Source organism: Ruegeria sp. BJ5, from assembly GCF_056537865.1.
Window position 1 is genome coordinate 1,188,323 of the sequence record NZ_JBQFSH010000001.1, and the last position, 16,757, is coordinate 1,205,079.

15 protein-coding genes and 1 tRNA gene are annotated in these 16,757 nt (G+C 60.4%); 10 read left to right on the plus strand and 6 right to left on the minus strand.

Annotated elements, in window-relative coordinates:
* Positions 1–22: 22 nt before the first annotated feature.
* Together ACR0NY_RS05955 and ACR0NY_RS05960 are read left to right on the plus strand one after the other, a co-directional pair.
* A complete protein-coding gene (locus ACR0NY_RS05955) occupies positions 23–775 on the plus strand; it encodes a helix-turn-helix transcriptional regulator (protein ID WP_170366581.1) in 753 nt (250 codons plus the stop codon).
* On the plus strand, positions 768–1,265 hold the full coding sequence (locus tag ACR0NY_RS05960; protein ID WP_170337628.1) for a hypothetical protein: 498 nt from the start codon (positions 768–770) through the stop codon (positions 1,263–1,265). Before ACR0NY_RS05955 ends, ACR0NY_RS05960 begins: the two co-directional genes overlap by 8 nt.
* 32 nt (positions 1,266–1,297) lie before the next feature.
* Here ACR0NY_RS05960 and ACR0NY_RS05965 read toward each other — a convergent pair.
* Positions 1,298–1,383: transfer RNA gene (locus ACR0NY_RS05965), tRNA-Leu, on the minus strand.
* 237 nt (positions 1,384–1,620) lie between these two features.
* Between ACR0NY_RS05965 and ACR0NY_RS05970 the strand changes: the two genes are divergently transcribed.
* The 8 genes from ACR0NY_RS05970 to ACR0NY_RS06005 all read left to right on the plus strand — a co-directional run bounded on the left by ACR0NY_RS05970 (position 1,621) and on the right by ACR0NY_RS06005 (position 10,893).
* Positions 1,621–2,664: a pyridoxal-phosphate dependent enzyme gene (locus tag ACR0NY_RS05970; RefSeq protein WP_170368778.1), complete on the plus strand. Its 1,044-nt coding sequence runs from the start codon at positions 1,621–1,623 to the stop codon at positions 2,662–2,664.
* The gene (locus tag ACR0NY_RS05975) at positions 2,661–3,806 is read left to right on the plus strand and encodes a M24 family metallopeptidase (RefSeq protein ID WP_170368929.1); all 1,146 of its coding nucleotides are present in this window, start codon (positions 2,661–2,663) and stop codon (positions 3,804–3,806) included. The genes ACR0NY_RS05970 and ACR0NY_RS05975 overlap by 4 nt, the downstream gene beginning before the upstream one ends.
* Entirely contained in the window at positions 3,803–4,519 is a 717-nt protein-coding gene (locus ACR0NY_RS05980; protein WP_170368779.1) for a maleate cis-trans isomerase family protein, read from the plus strand. Before ACR0NY_RS05975 ends, ACR0NY_RS05980 begins: the two co-directional genes overlap by 4 nt.
* Before the next feature lie 81 nt (positions 4,520–4,600).
* Positions 4,601–5,749 carry an ABC transporter ATP-binding protein gene (locus ACR0NY_RS05985; RefSeq protein ID WP_217354879.1) on the plus strand — a complete coding sequence of 383 codons (1,149 nt, stop codon included), beginning with the start codon at positions 4,601–4,603 and terminating at the stop codon, positions 5,747–5,749.
* A 103-nt stretch (positions 5,750–5,852) separates the two neighbouring features.
* Complete coding sequence (locus tag ACR0NY_RS05990; protein WP_093962659.1) at positions 5,853–6,944, plus strand: extracellular solute-binding protein; 1,092 nt, start codon at positions 5,853–5,855, stop codon at positions 6,942–6,944.
* Between the two features lie 73 nt (positions 6,945–7,017).
* Entirely contained in the window at positions 7,018–8,292 is a 1,275-nt protein-coding gene (locus tag ACR0NY_RS05995) for an ABC transporter permease (protein ID WP_170337618.1), read from the plus strand.
* A gap of 5 nt (positions 8,293–8,297) precedes the next feature.
* A complete protein-coding gene (locus ACR0NY_RS06000) occupies positions 8,298–9,509 on the plus strand; it encodes an ABC transporter permease (RefSeq protein ID WP_093962661.1) in 1,212 nt (403 codons plus the stop codon).
* A 163-nt stretch (positions 9,510–9,672) separates the two neighbouring features.
* Complete coding sequence (locus ACR0NY_RS06005) at positions 9,673–10,893, plus strand: aminopeptidase P family protein (protein ID WP_170337616.1); 1,221 nt, start codon at positions 9,673–9,675, stop codon at positions 10,891–10,893.
* Positions 10,894–10,945: 52 nt separating this feature from the next.
* On the opposite strand, the gene ACR0NY_RS06010 is transcribed toward ACR0NY_RS06005, so the two are convergent.
* The 5 genes from ACR0NY_RS06010 to ACR0NY_RS06030 are packed head-to-tail and all read right to left on the minus strand — an operon-like array spanning position 10,946 to position 16,664.
* Positions 10,946–11,956 carry an Ldh family oxidoreductase gene (locus ACR0NY_RS06010; RefSeq protein ID WP_170337614.1) on the minus strand — a complete coding sequence of 337 codons (1,011 nt, stop codon included), beginning with the start codon at positions 11,954–11,956 and terminating at the stop codon, positions 10,946–10,948.
* 10 nt (positions 11,957–11,966) lie between these two features.
* On the minus strand, positions 11,967–12,596 hold the full coding sequence (locus tag ACR0NY_RS06015) for a DUF3726 domain-containing protein (protein WP_170337612.1): 630 nt from the start codon (positions 12,594–12,596) through the stop codon (positions 11,967–11,969).
* Positions 12,593–14,230 (minus strand): hypothetical protein, encoded by a 1,638-nt coding sequence (locus ACR0NY_RS06020; protein ID WP_170339392.1) that lies wholly within the window; start codon positions 14,228–14,230, stop codon positions 12,593–12,595. Before ACR0NY_RS06020 ends, ACR0NY_RS06015 begins: the two co-directional genes overlap by 4 nt.
* A 44-nt stretch (positions 14,231–14,274) precedes the next feature.
* Entirely contained in the window at positions 14,275–15,252 is a 978-nt protein-coding gene (locus tag ACR0NY_RS06025; protein WP_170368781.1) for a membrane dipeptidase, read from the minus strand.
* Complete coding sequence (locus tag ACR0NY_RS06030) at positions 15,252–16,664, minus strand: aldehyde dehydrogenase family protein (protein ID WP_170368930.1); 1,413 nt, start codon at positions 16,662–16,664, stop codon at positions 15,252–15,254. Before ACR0NY_RS06030 ends, ACR0NY_RS06025 begins: the two co-directional genes overlap by 1 nt.
* Positions 16,665–16,757: the final 93 nt, after the last annotated feature.

The following is a 16,757-nucleotide window of genomic DNA, read 5'->3' on the forward strand; positions in this document are numbered from 1 at the left end:
GGGTATTTAGGGGGGCGCAAATATGAGCATTTCTGAATTAAGTAACAGTTCCAGCACGATCGACAAAAGTGAAGATTTCATGATTGTTTTTGTTGGGAAAGAGCTCTTCTACTCCAACCAAACCCTGCGAAGCGTTCAGCACGAATTCGGCGTGGCAGCCCATCGGTTTGAATCCCTCGCGGCATTCTTGTCCGAGGCGAGCAATGCTGAGGGTTCCGGCAAGATTGTTGTCGTGGATCAGATCATGATGGAGGATCTGCTGGCCCATCCCTCCGATTATGTTCGATCGTCCATGCCGGGATGCCTTGCCTTCGCATACCGCAAAGAGGACGCAGCCCGTTTCGTTTTCGAGCGATGGGACCGATCCCGGTACGGACCAATCGGGTATCTTCCGATGAACGTCGCCCCGGACGCATGGCGCGCGATCCTGCGGCTGCTGATGCATGAAGAGTTGTACCTGCCGGGATTTGTAGCCAATTGCGTTGCATCGAAGCCGTGCGCGAAAACCCCAACTGCAGCCCGGGAAACTCCGAAATCCCCTGCGGCTGGCCCTCTGTTGTCTAAACTGACCAGGCGCGAGAAGCAGGTTCTGCAGCTTGTCTCCGAAGGCAAAAGCAACAAGGCTATCGCTGCCCAGTTGGGTATCACCGAACACACGGTCAAGCTGCACATGCACAACGTGTCGGGCAAGATCGGTGTCAGCAACAGAACGGCAGCGGCGCATTTCTTCTTTGAGGCGGCGGCGCAAGACGCGCACCGAACTTCGGTTGACTGACGACTTCGAAGCCAGGTTCGATCGGTTGATCCTTTTGGTCGGCCGCCTGAACTATGTCTGGACGAACACCGAAAGCCTGCTGATACATCTGATTGCCGGCCTCTCGGGGACCAGCAAAGACGTAGCCGTCATCACTTTCCTCACCCTGAACACGACCCGCGCCCGAATTGATCTGGTCGAGCGTCTGGCAAAGATGGACGGAAGGCCGGTCTCGGTTCGTGATCCTATCCTTGAGCACACGCAGCGGCTCAGCCGTCTGTCGGGCATACGCAACAAGTTCAACCACTGCATCTATTCCTTCGACCAGGAAACCGGGAATCCCAAGACGATCCTGATGCGCATTGCCGATCGAAAAACCGACATCAAGCTGGGGCGCGAAGATACGGTCGACGAACAGGCGATGCAGGAAATCGAGGATGTCGTAGCGCAGCTGTCGGCGGCGAACCAGGACATATGGCGGCTGATCTCCAAGCTGGGTTATCCGGTCTGACGATCGCCCTCGGCCAAGCCGACCATTGTGTTTGGTGCGGGCGGTGGGACTCGAACCCACACGGCGCTAAGGCCTTCGGATTTTAAGTCCGATATGTCTACCATTCCATCACGCCCGCATCCGGCCGGTCTGGTGCACCGGCAACGGATCACGTGCCGAACACTTACACGCACCCATTCCGATTGCAAAGACCGCAAGCAGTTAATTCGCCAGCCTGATCAACGCCGTGCGGTTCAGTGCAAGCAGCCAATTTCCCAAGGGAAGAAGAAGCGCGCAATTCTCGCATTCCACCCCTTTGCCTTGACAGATCGACTGCATTTCTATGACGTCTGCCGGATCGTTGAGGGAGGCCGCGATGAAGACCGTCACCAACCCGTATCGGGGCAAAGGCAAACTGTTTTCACAGGCCCCCTTCCCTTCAACCAATTCCAGCCGGTTGGCGCAGCTTTTGTCGCCGTGCCCGGCCTCCGGCGTGACACCACTGGCCGAAGCGCAGGGTTTGGCGCCCGTTTCCCGCCTTTGGATCAAAGATGAACGGACGCGGATGAATCTCGGGTCGTTCAAGGCATTGGGCGCGGCCTATGTCATCGCCTGCCAAGCGAGCGAAGCCACCGAGACACCCGACAACACATCCCTTTCCGGCCGTACTTATGTAACGGCCAGCGCCGGGAACCACGGCCTAAGCATGGCTGCGGGTGCGCGCGTTTTTGGTGCGAATGCCGTAGTGTTCATTTCTGAAACCGTGCCCGAGAGCTTTGCTCAGCGCCTTTCGGCGCAAGGTGCGCGAGTGGTGCGCGAAGGCGTCGATTACGCCGCAAGCATGAGCGCCGCAAGCCGCGCGGCGAACGACAACGACTGGACGCTTCTGTCAGACAGCTCTTGGGAAGGGTATTATGACCTGCCCCATCTCTTGATGGAGGGGTACGTTCAAATGGCTGTCGAGGCGGTTGATCAGTGTCCCGAACCTCCGACATTGATCCTGCTGCAGGCCGGAGTAGGAGGCATGGCGGGCGCCGTTGCCGCATGTTTCCGAAAGGCTTGGGGAGACGACCCCAAGATCATCGTGGTCGAACCGGCCGCAGCCCCGGCGCTGATGGCCAGCATCCAAGCCGGCGCGCCGATTTTTGCAGACGGTCCGGACAGCATCATGGGACGGCTGGATTGCAAGGAGCCATCGCTGATTGCACTGAATGGACTGGCGCGGGATGCCGATCAGTTTCTGACGCTGGAGGATGACACCGTGGCCGCTCAGCTTCCGGTAATGGCAGAGGCCGGGTTCGAAACGACTGCGTCAGGCGGCGCCGGACTGGCCGCCGTTCTGGATGCCGATAGCCGCAACTTGCTCAATATCGGACCACAGGACCGCGCTTTGTGCATCGTGACCGAGCAAGCCTCGTGAAAGGGTTCGAACAAGCCGAGTTCGCGGACAGAACTGCGCGTGCACAGGATCTCATGCAAGAGCATGGCCTGGACGCCCTGCTGCTGACGACCGAGCCCGACGTCCGGTATTTCAGCGGCTTTCTGACCCGGTTCTGGGAAAGCCCGACGCGCCCCTGGTTCCTTGTCGTTCCTGCGACCGGCAAACCTGTCGCGGTGATCCCGTCGATTGGCGCGGCCTTGATGGCGCAGACCTGGATCGAAGACATCCGCACCTGGTCCGCCCCGGATCTGGCAGACGACGGAGTATCGTTGCTGGCCGAAACCCTGCGCGAACTTGTTCCGGACGGCGGCTTGATCGGATGCCCCGATGGTCATGAAACGCACTTGCGGATGCCGCTTGCAGATTTCGGGCGTCTGAAATCCGAAATCGACCGCCGCAGGATCACCAGCGACCTTGGCATTCTGCGCGACCTGCGCATGGTCAAATCTCAAGCCGAAATCAAAAAGATCGAAACCGCCTGCCTGATCGCGGGACAGGCTTTTGAGCGGGTTCCTGAGATTGCATCGGCCGGTGTTCCTCTGGATCAGGTCTTTCGACGGTTCCAGATGTTGTGTCTCGACGCAGGCGCCGATTGGGTGCCTTATCTTGCTGGCGCGGCCGACCAGGGCGGATATGGCGACGTAATCTCACCGGCAACCCAACAACCGTTGAAGCCGGGCGACGTGCTTATGTTGGATACCGGGCTGGTCTGGGATGGGTATTTTTGCGATTTCGACCGCAACTGGTCCGTCGGCCCGGCCAGTCCGGCCGTGCGCGCGGCGCACCACGCGCTGATCGATGCCACCGAGGCTGCGTTCGAGCAGGCCAGACCGGGCGCGACGGCCTCGGACCTGTATCACGCGATGAACTCGGTCCTGTCCCATGGCGGCGGCGGGACCGAAGCCGGGCGCCTGGGCCACGGGTTGGGCATGTCATTGACCGAGTGGCCTTCGCTCATCCCATCGGATCACACGGTTCTGAAACCCGGAATGGTGTTGACGCTGGAGCCAGGTATTGAGGTCGGTAGCAAAATACTTGTGCACGAGGAAAACGTGCTGATCACCGAAGGCGCACCCCGGTTCCTGAGTCCCAAAGCAGGACGGGAGATTCCCGAGCTATGACAACACTGCCATTTTCTCTGGACACGGATGACCCGGGTATATCTCCGCTTGGCCTGATCGTTTTGCAGACAGACGAAACGATCGAAGGCGATTTCCGCAGGCTTTTTGCCGGCGACCCGTCACCCGTTTATGTCTCGCGCATAACCAGCGACCCGCAGGTCACGACCAAGACGTTGACCCGCATGAAACATGCGCTTCCAGCGGCGGCAGATTTACTGCCCAAGGCGCACCCCTTCCGGGCTGTGGGTTACGCCTGCACCTCGGCAAGCTCGGTCATCGGATCGGAAAAGGTCGAAGAACTGGTAAAGCAGACTTGTGACGTGCAAACGGTGACCAACCCTCTGCGCGCCGCGGTTGCTCAGGCGCGCGAATTGGGTGTGTCACGCTTTGCACTGCTGTCCCCTTATGAGGAGCAGGTCAACACGGCGCTTCGCGCGGCCTTCGCCGATCAAGGGATCCTCATGGATGTGTTCGGCACCTTTGGGATTTCCGAAGAAGCAAAGGTCGTCCGGATATCAACGCAATCCATCGTTGACGCCGCGGTGAGGCTGGGTTCGGACAGAGCGGTCGAAGCTGTTTTTCTCAGCTGCACCAACCTTCGCACGTTGGACGCCATCCCGCAGATCCATGAACAGATTGGCAAACCGGTCTTGTCCAGCAATCAGACCCTTGCGTGGCACATGCGGCGCCTCAACACTGCGCAAAATCCTTGAATCCCACCCAATGAGGATTGGTTTTTGTCATTGAGTCTTGCCAGCCGGACATTGCTGCGTCTTTAATGTGCTCAGGGATCAATGAAATCCGGACCAACCGGATCAAGAATTGACGCAACAGGGGGTCTTGTGACCGGCACTTCTAGCGACGCCGCGTTTGTCGAATTTCAACGCGTTCAAAAATCGTATGACGGCGAAAATCTTGTCGTCAAAGACCTTAACCTCGCGATGCCAAAGGGCGAGTTTCTGACAATGTTGGGCCCATCGGGATCTGGCAAGACCACTTGCCTGATGATGCTGGCCGGGTTCGAAACTGCGACGCATGGCGAAATTCTGTTGGATGGGCGACCGATCAACAACATTCCGCCGCACAAGCGTGGCATCGGGATGGTGTTTCAGAACTATGCCCTGTTCCCGCACATGACTGTGGCCGAGAACCTCGCCTTTCCGCTGGAAGTCCGAAAAATCGGCAAGTCCGAGCGCGAAGAAAAGGTCCAGCGCGCCCTCGACATGGTGCAGATGGGTGCCTTCGGCAGCCGCAGACCCGCTCAGCTGTCAGGCGGACAACAACAGCGTATCGCCTTGGCCCGCGCGCTGGTCTTCGAACCCGAATTGGTTCTGATGGACGAACCGCTGGGCGCATTGGACAAACAGCTGCGCGAGCACATGCAGTTTGAAATCACGCGTCTGGCCCATGAATTGGGGATCACAACCGTCTATGTGACCCACGACCAGACCGAAGCGCTGACCATGTCGGATCGCGTAGCGGTCTTTGACGATGGGCGGATCCAGCAGCTTGCACCGCCGGACCAGCTTTATGAAGAACCGGAGAACAGTTTCGTTGCGCAGTTCATCGGTGAGAACAACACGCTGGAAGGCGTTCTGAAATCCGTCAATGGCGGGAAATGCGTCGTAACGCTGGACGATGGGTCCGAGATCGACGCGGTTCCGATCAACGTGAGCCAACCGGGGGAACGGACCAAGGTCTCGATCCGGCCCGAGCGCGTGGAATTCAACAAGGATCGCCTCAGCCCCGAAGCGCATACGCTCAAGGCTGTGGTCAAGGAATTCATCTACATGGGCGATGTATTCAGGTTCCGCATGTCGGTGGCCGGCAATGATGAATTCATCGTCAAGACCCGGAATGCCCCTGACGCCGTCAGGCTGACACCGGGTCAGGAGATCGAGATCGGATGGCTGGCGCAGGATTGCCGCGCTCTGGACGCCTAGGCGCGCCCGGCTTCGCAATCCGCCCCCAAGCCGAAAGAACCGACCGACGAAAACCCGTGCGTTGGTCGACAAATCAAAAAACGGGAAAAACTGGGAGCTACATATGAAACGTACCACCACAATGCTGACAGCTGTTGCTCTGGCAACTGCAGCAGGCGGAGTTTCCGCCGAAGAAATGACGATCGTGTCCTGGGGCGGCGCCTATTCCAAGTCGCAGCTCAAGGCCTATCACGAGCCCTATTCGGAAAAGACCGGCGTCACCATCCTGAACGATGACAGCTCGGCCGAGGCCGTGGCCAAATTGCGCGCCATGAACGAGGCGGGCAACATCACATGGGATGTGGTCGACGTGGTTGCCGCGGACGCGATCCGTCTGTGTGACGAAGGTCTGGCAATGGAAATCGACCCGGACACCCAGCTGGCGCCTGCGCCGGACGGCACCCCGGCTTCGGAAGACTTCGGCGATCTGCTGGTCAGCGAATGCTTCATCCCTCAGATCGTGTATTCGACCACCTTTGGGTATCGGACCGACATGGTCGGGGACAACCCGCCGACCGACATCTGCGCGGTCTTCGACCTGGAGACCTATCCCGGCAAGCGGTCGCTGGAAAAGCGCCCGATCAACAACATGGAATGGGCCCTGCTGTGCGACGGCGTCCCTAAGGACGAAGTGTATGACGTTCTGGCAACCGACGAAGGCCAGGATCGTGCTCTGAAGAAGCTGGACACCATCAAGGACAGCGTCGTCTGGTGGTCCGCCGGTGCCGATACGCCCCAGCTGCTGGCTGACGGCGAAGTCGTCATGGGCTCGACCTACAATGGCCGCCTGTTCAGCGTCATCGAAGAGCAGAAACAGCCCGTCGCCATGCTGTGGGACGCGCAGGTCTTCGATCTGGACGGCTGGATCATTCCCGCCGGTCTGAGCGAAGAGCGCAAGCAGCGCGCGCTGGACTACATCATGTTCGCGACCGACACCCAGCGCCTGGCGGATCAGGCCAAATACATCTCGTACGGCCCGGCTCGCGCTTCGTCGGCTCCGCTGGTCGGCAAGCATGCCGAACTGGGAATCGACATGGCTCCGCACATGCCGACCGATCCGGAAAACGCCAAGAACACGTTCCTCTACAACTACGAGTTCTGGGCTGACTACCGCGATGACATCGACGCCAAATTCCAGGCGTGGTTGGCGCAATAAGCGCTTGAATCTCTGAAGAAACGTCAGGTGGCGGTGCGCCGCCATCTGACCCGGGCACAACCAAGAGGCACTGATGACTGACGCAAGCCAAACAGCAGGACCCATGCTGGCAGCGGACGGAACGCCGCTCAAGCAATCGCTGGCGCGTTCATTGCGACGTCAGAAACTGCGCGCGCTTATGCTGATCGCGCCTTTGCTTCTGTTCGTGCTGTTTTCCTTCCTCGTACCGATCGCATCGATGCTGTTTCGGTCGGTGGAAAATGGGATTGTCTCGGAAACCCTGCCCCTGACGGTCGAAGCGCTGGACAACTGGGATGAAACCAGCGGCGAATTGCCGGGCGAGGACGTCTATGATGCCTTCGTTCGTGACATGGTGGTCGCGATCGAAAACAAGGAACACACCCGGCTTGGAACGCGTCTGAACTACGAAGAAACCGGCATGTCTTCGCTGTTCCGCCAGTCAGGCCGCAAGATCAAACGGCTGGACCCCGAAACCGACGGTCCGTTCAAGGAAAAGCTGATCGAGATCCACGACGGCTGGGGGGACCCGCAGACGTGGCGCGTGATCAAAACCCATGCGGTTCCGATCACCAACGGTTACTTCCTGAACGCAATCGACATGCGGCGCACCCCGGAAGGTGCTCAGGCTCAGCCGGAAGACAAGCAGATTCTTATCAAGCTGTTCGGGCGTACGTTGTTCATGTCGCTGGTAATCACCGGGGCCTGCATCCTGCTGGCCTATCCGGTCAGCTACCTGCTGGCGACCCTGCCAATGCGCGTGTCGAACCTGCTGATGATTCTGGTTCTGCTGCCCTTCTGGACGTCGCTTCTGGTGCGGACATCCGCATGGAAGGTCATGCTGCAGCAGCAGGGCGTTATAAACGACACCCTCGTCTGGCTCGGGCTGGTCGCAGATGACGCCCGGCTGATCATCATCAACAACCAGATCGGCACGATCATTGCCATGACGCATATCCTGCTGCCGTTCATGATCCTGCCGATGTATTCGGTGATGCAGACGATTCCGCCATCCTACACCCGCGCGGCCAAATCCATGGGCGCGACGAACTGGACCACGTTCTGGCGGATCTACTTCCCGCAATCCATCCCGGGCATAGGAGCGGGATCGATCCTCGTGTTCATTCTGGCAATCGGCTACTACATCACGCCCGAAATCGTGGGCGGCACCAAGGGTGTCTTCATCTCGAACCGGATTGCCTATCACATATCGTCGTCGTTGAACTGGGGCCTGGCTGCAGCATTGGGGACGATCCTGCTGGCGGTGGTTCTGATCCTCTACTGGGTCTACGACAAGATCGTGGGCATCGATAACGTGAAGCTGGGGTAATCGACATGGCCGCACTGACACCAATTTCGCGCAAGCCCCTATCCATGGTCCTGCCCAGCGTCGCACTGGCCGGCGCGTTTGCCGGCATGTTTGTTGGCGCAGGAAACGGCTCGGTCCCCCTGGGAATGATCGGCGGCGCGGCGCTGACGGCCCTTTTGGCCTGGATCTACATCTCGGTCCTCAAGAACGAGAGGCTTGCCTACTGGATCAACATCATCGGCTTCGCGGCCGTCGGCTTCGCGGTTTCCGGGCCGATGGGCGGTGTGCTCGGCTTCTTGGGCGGCTGGTTTTTCGCATGGTTCACATTCTGGCTGTACGAGGGCCGATACCGCCGCAAACTGCTGCCTTATCTGACGGCACAGCAGGTGTTCTATCACTATCTGTTCCGGGTGATCTGCGGCGCGATCTTCGTTTTCCTGATCACGCCAATTCTGGTTGTTCTTCCGCTGTCGTTCAACGCGCAGGACTTCTTTACCTTTACGCCCGAGATGCTGCGGCTGGACCCCGAAGGGTATTCACTGAAGCATTACCAGGATTTCTTCACCAACAACGAATGGCAGCGCAGCTTCAAGAACTCGCTGATCATCGCGCCCATCGCGACTATCATATCGGTAACGCTGGGAACGCTGGCGGCCATCGGTCTCAGCCAATCGCATGTGCCTGGGCGGCGCGCCATCATGGGGATCCTGATTTCTCCGATGATCGTGCCGCTGATCATCTCGGCCACGGGCATGTTCTTCTTCTACAGCGACATCGGCCGCTTCCTTGAAGGCACTTTGGGCATGAACAAGACCTTTGTGGGCTATCTCAAGGTGATTCTGGCCCACGCCGTTCTGGGCATTCCCTTCGTCATCATCACCGTGACGGCCACGCTGGTCGGGTTTGACCGCTCGCTGACGCGGGCCGCTGCGAATATGGGCGCGGGCCCGGTGCGGACCTTCTTCAAGATCCAGATGCCCCTGATCCTGCCGGGCGTGATCTCGGGCGGGCTGTTCGCCTTCATCACTTCGTTCGACGAGGTGGTCGTGGTGCTGTTCGTCGGATCGGCCAGCCAAAAGACCCTGCCTTGGCAGATGTTCACCGGCCTGCGCGAGCAGATCAGCCCGACCATCCTGGCCGTGGCCACGATCCTCGTCGTCATCTCGATCGCGCTGCTCACCACGGTTGAGCTGCTGCGGCGGCGGTCGGAACGTCTGCGCGGGCTGACGCCGGCTTGACCGGCGGCATTTGCTGATCTAACGATTTCCTGGTTCACCCCCTGCTGCGATGGCGTCGCAGCACCCAAGGGGGTGATCGGCTCTCGGACCCCGAGACCGCCTGTCCTGTACGCCGGGACATGTGGCCGGGCTTTGCACGTCCGGCAAAGAAACGAGAGAGCACATGACAGACCTTTCAAATCGCCCCGAATTCTTCACCTGCCACAACGGCGACAAGGCGCCCCTGCCCTTCAGTCGGGCCGAGTACGACCGCCGGTTGGCCAAACTGCGCGCCATCATGGCGCAGCGGGACATCCCGGTCGTTCTGCTGACCTCGATGCAGAACATCGCCTACTACTCGGGCTTTTTGTACTGCGCCTTCGGCCGGCCCTATGGCTGCGTGGTGACGCAGGACACTTGCACCACCGTGTCGGCGAATATCGACGCGGGCCAGCCCTGGCGCCGGTCGGTCGAAGACAACGTGATCTACACCGACTGGAAGCGCGACAACTACTGGCGCGCCGTAGCCAGCCTGATCGGGAATGCCCGCCGGATCGGCATCGAAAGCGACCACATGACGCTGGCTGCGCGCGACACGGCCCTGGCCATGCTGAACCAGCCCGAGCTTGTGGACATCGCTCCCGACACGATGGCCGCGCGGATGGTGAAATCGGCCGAGGAGATCGAACTGATCAAGGGCGGCGCCCGCACGGCGGATGTGGGCGGCGCAGCCATCCATGCCGCGATCCGTGAAGGTGCCACCGAGATCGAGATTGCCATGGCCGGCCGCGACGCGATGGAGATCGAGATCGCCCGCGCCTATCCCGAAGCCGAGTACCGCGACACCTGGGTCTGGTTCCAGTCAGGCCTGAACACCGACGGCGCGCACAACCCCGTCACCAAGCGGGCGCTGCAGAAAGGCGATATCCTGTCGCTCAACACCTTCCCGATGATCTCGGGCTATTACACCGCGCTGGAACGCACCCTGTTCCTGGGCGAGCCCGACGCCGACAGCCTGCGCCTGTGGCAGGCCAATGTCGCCGCCCACGAACTGGGGCTGAGCCTGATCAAACCCGGCGCGACCTGTTCCGGCATCACAGCCGAGATCAACCGGTTCTTCGCCGATCAGGGCCTGCTGCAATACCGCTCGTTCGGATATGGCCATTCCTTCGGCATCCTCAGCCACTATTACGGCCGCGAGGCGGGCCTGGAACTGCGCGAGGACATCGACACAGTGCTCGAGCCGGGCATGGTGGTGTCCATCGAGCCGATGCTGTGGATTCCCGAAGGTCAGCCCGGCGCGGGCGGCTACCGCGAGCACGACATTCTGGTCGTAGGCAAGGACGGGGCCGAGAATATCACCGGCTTTCCGTACGGACCGGAACACAACATCATCCAGGCGTGATGCAGAGGGGGCGCGGCATCGGCCTTGCCCCTGTTTCCGCCTGAAACGGGTGTCAGGCCAGTATGGCGTGGATTTTGTCCAGCGTCGCGACGCTGACACCAACCCCGTCCTGGCTGGCCTGCAGGCGCTTGGCGCGCCGACCATCGCCGGGCAGACGCGCTCCTTCCTGATACCGGATCGCCTCGACAAGTTCCGCGATATTGGCAGAAAACCCCGACCCGGCCGTAGCGCCGGGGTCGATGGCAATGAAGAACTGGCCGGTTTTTGGCGGGCCGCCCACAGTTCCGGAAAAGGGTGAAGCATGGATGCCCAAAGTGGCCCCGGTCAATGCGGCGGCCATTACCTCGGTCAGGAGTGCGACGCCCACGCCCTTGTAGCCGCCCGAAGGCGCCATCGAGCCCTTGAGGCCAACGGCCGGGTCAGTTGTCGGGTTGCCATCAGGGTCCAGCGCCCAACCGACCGGAATCGGTTTTCCCTCGCGGGCGTGTTTCATGACCTCGCTTTTTGCGATCGTGCTGGCGCTTTGGTCGATCAAGACGGCAGGCTGCCCATCAGCACCCGGAACGGCCAGCGAAAACGGGTTCGTGCCCACGACGGGCCGTGAACCACCCGACGGTGCAATGGATGCAGGTGCATTGGTGAACCCCAGACCAACAAGGCCCGCCTGAGCCAAGCGATAGGTGTGATACCCCAGCACACCACAATTGTAACTGTTGCGGATGGCCAGCGCAGCTATCCCCTGCTCGCGTGCAGCCGGGATCAACGCGTCGAACCCTAAGTCGATCGCCGGGTGCGCGAAACCGGTGGCCGCATCAACGACCACCACGCCCGGTTTGGGGGCGGACATCACCGGCTGTGCACGCCCGTCCACCTTGCCGCATTGTACGTGCTCGCAATAGATCGGGATGTAGGCCAGCCCGTGGCTGGCCACTCCATCCGCCTCGGTCGCGGCGGTCGCAACCGCCAATGGCCGGGCATTGTCCTCGGACGTTCCGGCCGCCATCAGTGCGCGCAACGACAGGTCCTCGATTTCAGCAAGTGACAACGTTCGGGTTTCCGGCATCTCGGCCTCCTCAGTCATTATCGGACAAACCAGCACCTGCACCCAACCGGCGAGACTCTTCGGTTGCCGGGGCATAGGTGCGTTGAGCCAGAGTGTTCAAAAAAGCCAGAGCCGCAGACGCCGGCAGGGCGCGCGTCCGCTTGGCGCGCAGTTTGTTGGGCGTACCGCCGATCCTTACGGTGACCTTTGTGGCGCTTTCCGGCCAAAGATCCGGAGCGTCCACGACCTCCCCGTCCGTCGTGGCACTGAGTTCAGCGCAGACGACAGTCACAGTGGTCCGCAATCGGCGTGCAGCGTTGCCAGCGAACGGCACGAGAAACAGCGGAACCGCAACGTTATGCAGAACGATCGGCCCGCGACCCAGATGTTCCGAACAATCTGACAGCAGCATCCCCGCCCCCAACGGGCACATCTGCCCATGCGCACGCCAATTCGCCCCGAGAACCTGCGGCGTGTGTGCAACAAACCGAAGGGCAAATTCCTGGCGCAGGACCGCTGACAAGGCGGCTGCGCCGTCAAAACCTTGACGACACAGCCAGCGGGTCGCTTTGGCGGCGTCCTCGGCCGGCCCCCAGTGATGACCCGCCCCACGTGCCGCGCGTTTTGCCAATCCTTCGACCTCGTTCAGCGACAGATTCATACCGGCACCTCAGGATAAACCCAGAAATCGGCATTTTCGGGCGAAAGATTCTCTGGGTAAGGCGCGCCTGAATACATGCAGATACGGACCCAACGGTCCGAGCGGGGATCGAAATGCGTGGCGCCAAAAAAGGACAGTTTGGCGCGGAGCATGTCGATCGGCAGAACCGATGCACCTATCGTGTTGTCTCGGATCTCGCTGTAGGGGGCCTTGCGGCTGATCTGCGCCCGGCGGATCGTGTGGCGATGTTCAGGATGGCGCAGAAGAAATTCCGCGGTGGTCGCGGCTGTGTCCCAATCGGCCATTGCCGAATATGCCGCTGCCGCATCCCGTGCCGGGGCAAGCGGTTGTTCGTACTCGGCTACCGGCTCGTCAAAGCGCTCACCCAGTCTGGGTTCCAGCTTTTCTTCCGATACATACCAGACCCTTGCGCAGGCTTCCCGGGCGCCCCAGTCCAGATCCAACGCCCAACCGAAACCGTCGCGGATCGCCTGCCGCACATCGGCTAGCGGCATGGCGCCGTCAATCTCGTACAGATGCGGGCTTGAATCTGCCATGCATCCTGACAAACCGTCCACCAAGTCTGAATAGGGTTCGAGGATCAGGGAAAGAAGCAACTCCTGCCCCTCCTCGCTCAGAACAGTTTCCGACCACTCCACCAGACGGTTCCACGGTCTTCGGCCAGTAAGCTCGTCATGGCGAAGAAAGCCCGCGATCGCCCCGAGGTCCGATTTCAGAGCAGACAGTTTCCGCTCTTGTATCGGATGTTCCGAATGCCATTGGCCAATCGACAATTGGCTGCGATCAAACACCGACCGGAATACACTGATTTCTTCTTGGGTCGCGGTTTCCACGGCTCGAACCCGGGCGATTGCCTCCTCGCGCGCCATGATCCAGTTGTTCAGAAGGACCGGATGATTGATCAGGAAGGGCGCCATGCCCAGTCCCGTGGAATTCCCTATGCCCAGGCGGCGCGCGATATCAGGAGACATCCTGACGGCCTTGCTTCCCCCTTTGGCGCGCGCCATGTGTTCGACCAGGTCCCGCACGAAGGCGCGGGTGAGGAAGACCGACAGCATCTCGGCCTGAAACGGCCCCTCGGTTTCCGCACGGTTTGCAAGGTTTTCCCGGTCCGCGGCGCCGAATTTACCCGATCCGTACACAGCCGTAGTTCGCATCAGGTAGCCAACCATTTGGATCTGCTCCAGATCCGGCTGTCGACCGTCGGCCAGGGCTTCGACTACATGCGCCCACAATCGGACCGAGCGGTTGGCCCGGGACAGCGACAGTTCGGTTTCGCTGATCCGACCGGCCTCTTGCAGCGGAACATTGCGGGACAGCCGGTCAAGGTCGGCCTCGGAAGGGATTCCGTCGAATAGGGTGAAGGTCGCGTCCCACGCATCCGCGATCACTCGGTCCGACCGTTTTTCAGGTGGAAGATCATGGGCGAAGGCCACCAGAGAATAAGCGCGCTCGGGTCCTTGGGCGACATAGACGGCTCGTCCGACACCTGCCTCGTCAATCTCGAACACCGGCGTGGAAAACCGCCAGTTGTCGCGTGCCAGGCGGCGGGTCAGAACGCGCATAAAGCTAAGCCTGCACTGGTGCAAAGACCCGAGCCGGCTGAGCCGCATAACGGTTGCCGGATCCCGGCGCGCGATATGCGGCCCCGGTCCGGTCAATTCTGGACAGGTCCGAAGTTGTCCGCAAAGAAGCGGTACCAGTTCTGCCCCATGATCCCGGCGACTTCGGTCTGGGTCATCCCAACCGCGAGAAGGCCGGCCTCGATCTTGTCAAAGTCACGATTGTCCCGGAACCACTTTGGCATCGGCGGAAAGCCCGGGTTCGCAGACGATCCTTCGCCGTAATCGATTTCCTTAGTCCAGCGACCCACACGCATCCACTCGACAACGCTGTCGGGTTGGTCCTGGCACAGGTCGGTTCCGATCCCGAGATGCTGTGTTCCGTACTTTTCGGCCGTTCGGGCAATCATGGCGCAAAAGCTTTCAAGCGTGCAGTCGGACTTGTCCTTCAGGTGATGAGGGTAGACCGAAAACCCGAGCATCCCACCTCTTTCCGTCACGGCGCGGATGACGGGGTCACGCTTGTTGCGCAGGGCGGGCGCCCATTCATGCGGATTGGCGTGGGTGATGGCGATCGGACGCGCGGAAAGGTCGGCCGCCTCGATCGTCGAACGGTCGGCCGAATGGCTCATGTCGATGACCAATCCCACGCGGTTCATCTCCTTGATCACCTGCCGCCCCATCCGGGTGATACCGGTGTCTTCCGCCTCGTAGCAGCCGGTCGCCAGCAGGGATTGGTTATTGTAGGACAACTGCATGAACCGGGCACCAAGGTCGTACAGTATTTCGATCAGCCCAATGTCATCTTCCATGGGTGATGGGTTCTGGAAACCAAAGAAAACGGCCGTGCGCCCGGTGTCACGCGCGGTGTCGATGTCACTGGCCGATCGTCCCTTCATGATCAGGTCCGGGAACAACTCGAACCAGCGGTTCCATTTCTCGAGGTTTTGAACCGTTTCACGAAAATTCTCGTGGTAGGCGACGGTGACGTGAATGGCATCCACGCCCCCTTCCTGCAATTGCCGGAAGATCTTTTCCGACCAGTTGGCATATTGCAGGCCGTCAATCCGCATCAGATCGGGGTCCCGGCGCTGATATAGGCGGTTTTGACAGTGGTGTAGAACTCGGCGGCCGCTTTGCCCTGTTCGCGCGGTCCATACGAGCTGTCGCCCCGGCCACCGAAAGGAACGTGATAATCAGTGCCTGCCGTGGGCAAATTGACGGTCACGACACCGGTTCTTGCATGCCGTCGAAAATGCGTCGCGCGTGCAAGATTCTGGGTCACGATGCCCGATGTCAGGCCGAAATTCGTGTCATTCACGATCGTCAAAGCCTCACCATAGCTGTCGACCTTGAGCACGCTGGTCAGCGGGGCAAACATCTCTTCCCTGTTGATCCGCATGGTGTTGTTCGTATTCACGAACACGCCGGGCGACATGTAATACCCGTCATGCTGCAGCTCCAGCCGTTGCCCGCCGCACGCCAGCTCGGCGCCTTCGGATTGGCCAAGTTCGACATAGGCCAGGTTCTCTTGCAGTTGCTGTTCGCTGACGACCGGCCCCATCTGCGTGCCTTCCTCCAGGGCATGCCCGACCTTCAGTGCCTTGGCGCCGGCGACAAGCTTCTCGACAAACGCGTCGTGGATCGCGGCATGGACCACCAACCGCGAAGAGGCGGTGCACTTCTGCCCGGTGCCGCCAAACGCCCCGCCCAGTGCAAGTGACACCGCCAGATCCAGATCCGCGTCATCCATCACGGCCAACGCGTTTTTGGAGCCCATCTCCATCTGCACCTTGGTCAGGTTCTGGATGGCTGCTGCGGCAATGCCCTTGCCGACGGGTACCGACCCGGTGAACGAGATTGCATCCACCTGAGGGCTCTCAACCAGTCCTTGGCCGATTGCGCCGCCTGACCCCATGACCAAACTGAAAAGACCCTTGGGAATGTCCTGACGCTCAATGATCTCAGTCAGGGCCACGGCTGACGCAGGGGTCAGGTTGGCCGGCTTCCACACAACGGCGTTCCCATAACACAAAGCGGGCGCGATCTTCCATGCGGCCGTAGCTGTCGGGAAATTCCAAGGAGAGATTACCGCGACAACCCCGACCGGTTCGCGGCGCACGTCGATTTCGACGCCCTCACGTACGCTGTCCGCGTTTTCACCAATCTGGCGCAGGCATTCCGCCGCATAATACGTAAAGAACTGCCCCGCGCGGTAAACCTCGCCCTTGCCCTCGGCAAACGGCTTCCCCTCTTCTCGCGACAACAACCGCCCCAACTCTTCGGCGCGGGACATCAACTCGGTCCCGATACTCATCAGTACCGCCTGCTTGCGCTCCAACCCATAGGCCGCCCATTCCAGCTGCGCGTTACGTGCCCGGTCGAGGGTCGCGGACAGCTGATCGGCGCTTGCCTGGGCGAACAGGCCAATCACATCCGTCAGATCAGAGGGGTTTCGGTTCTCGATAGCGGTGTCGCCGGCCATCCACTCGCCGGCAATCAGGTTCAATTTTGTCACAGGGTGCCTCGGCTCTGGTACGTTTCACGAACAGAATAGACCTCTGCCCGGACATCAGGC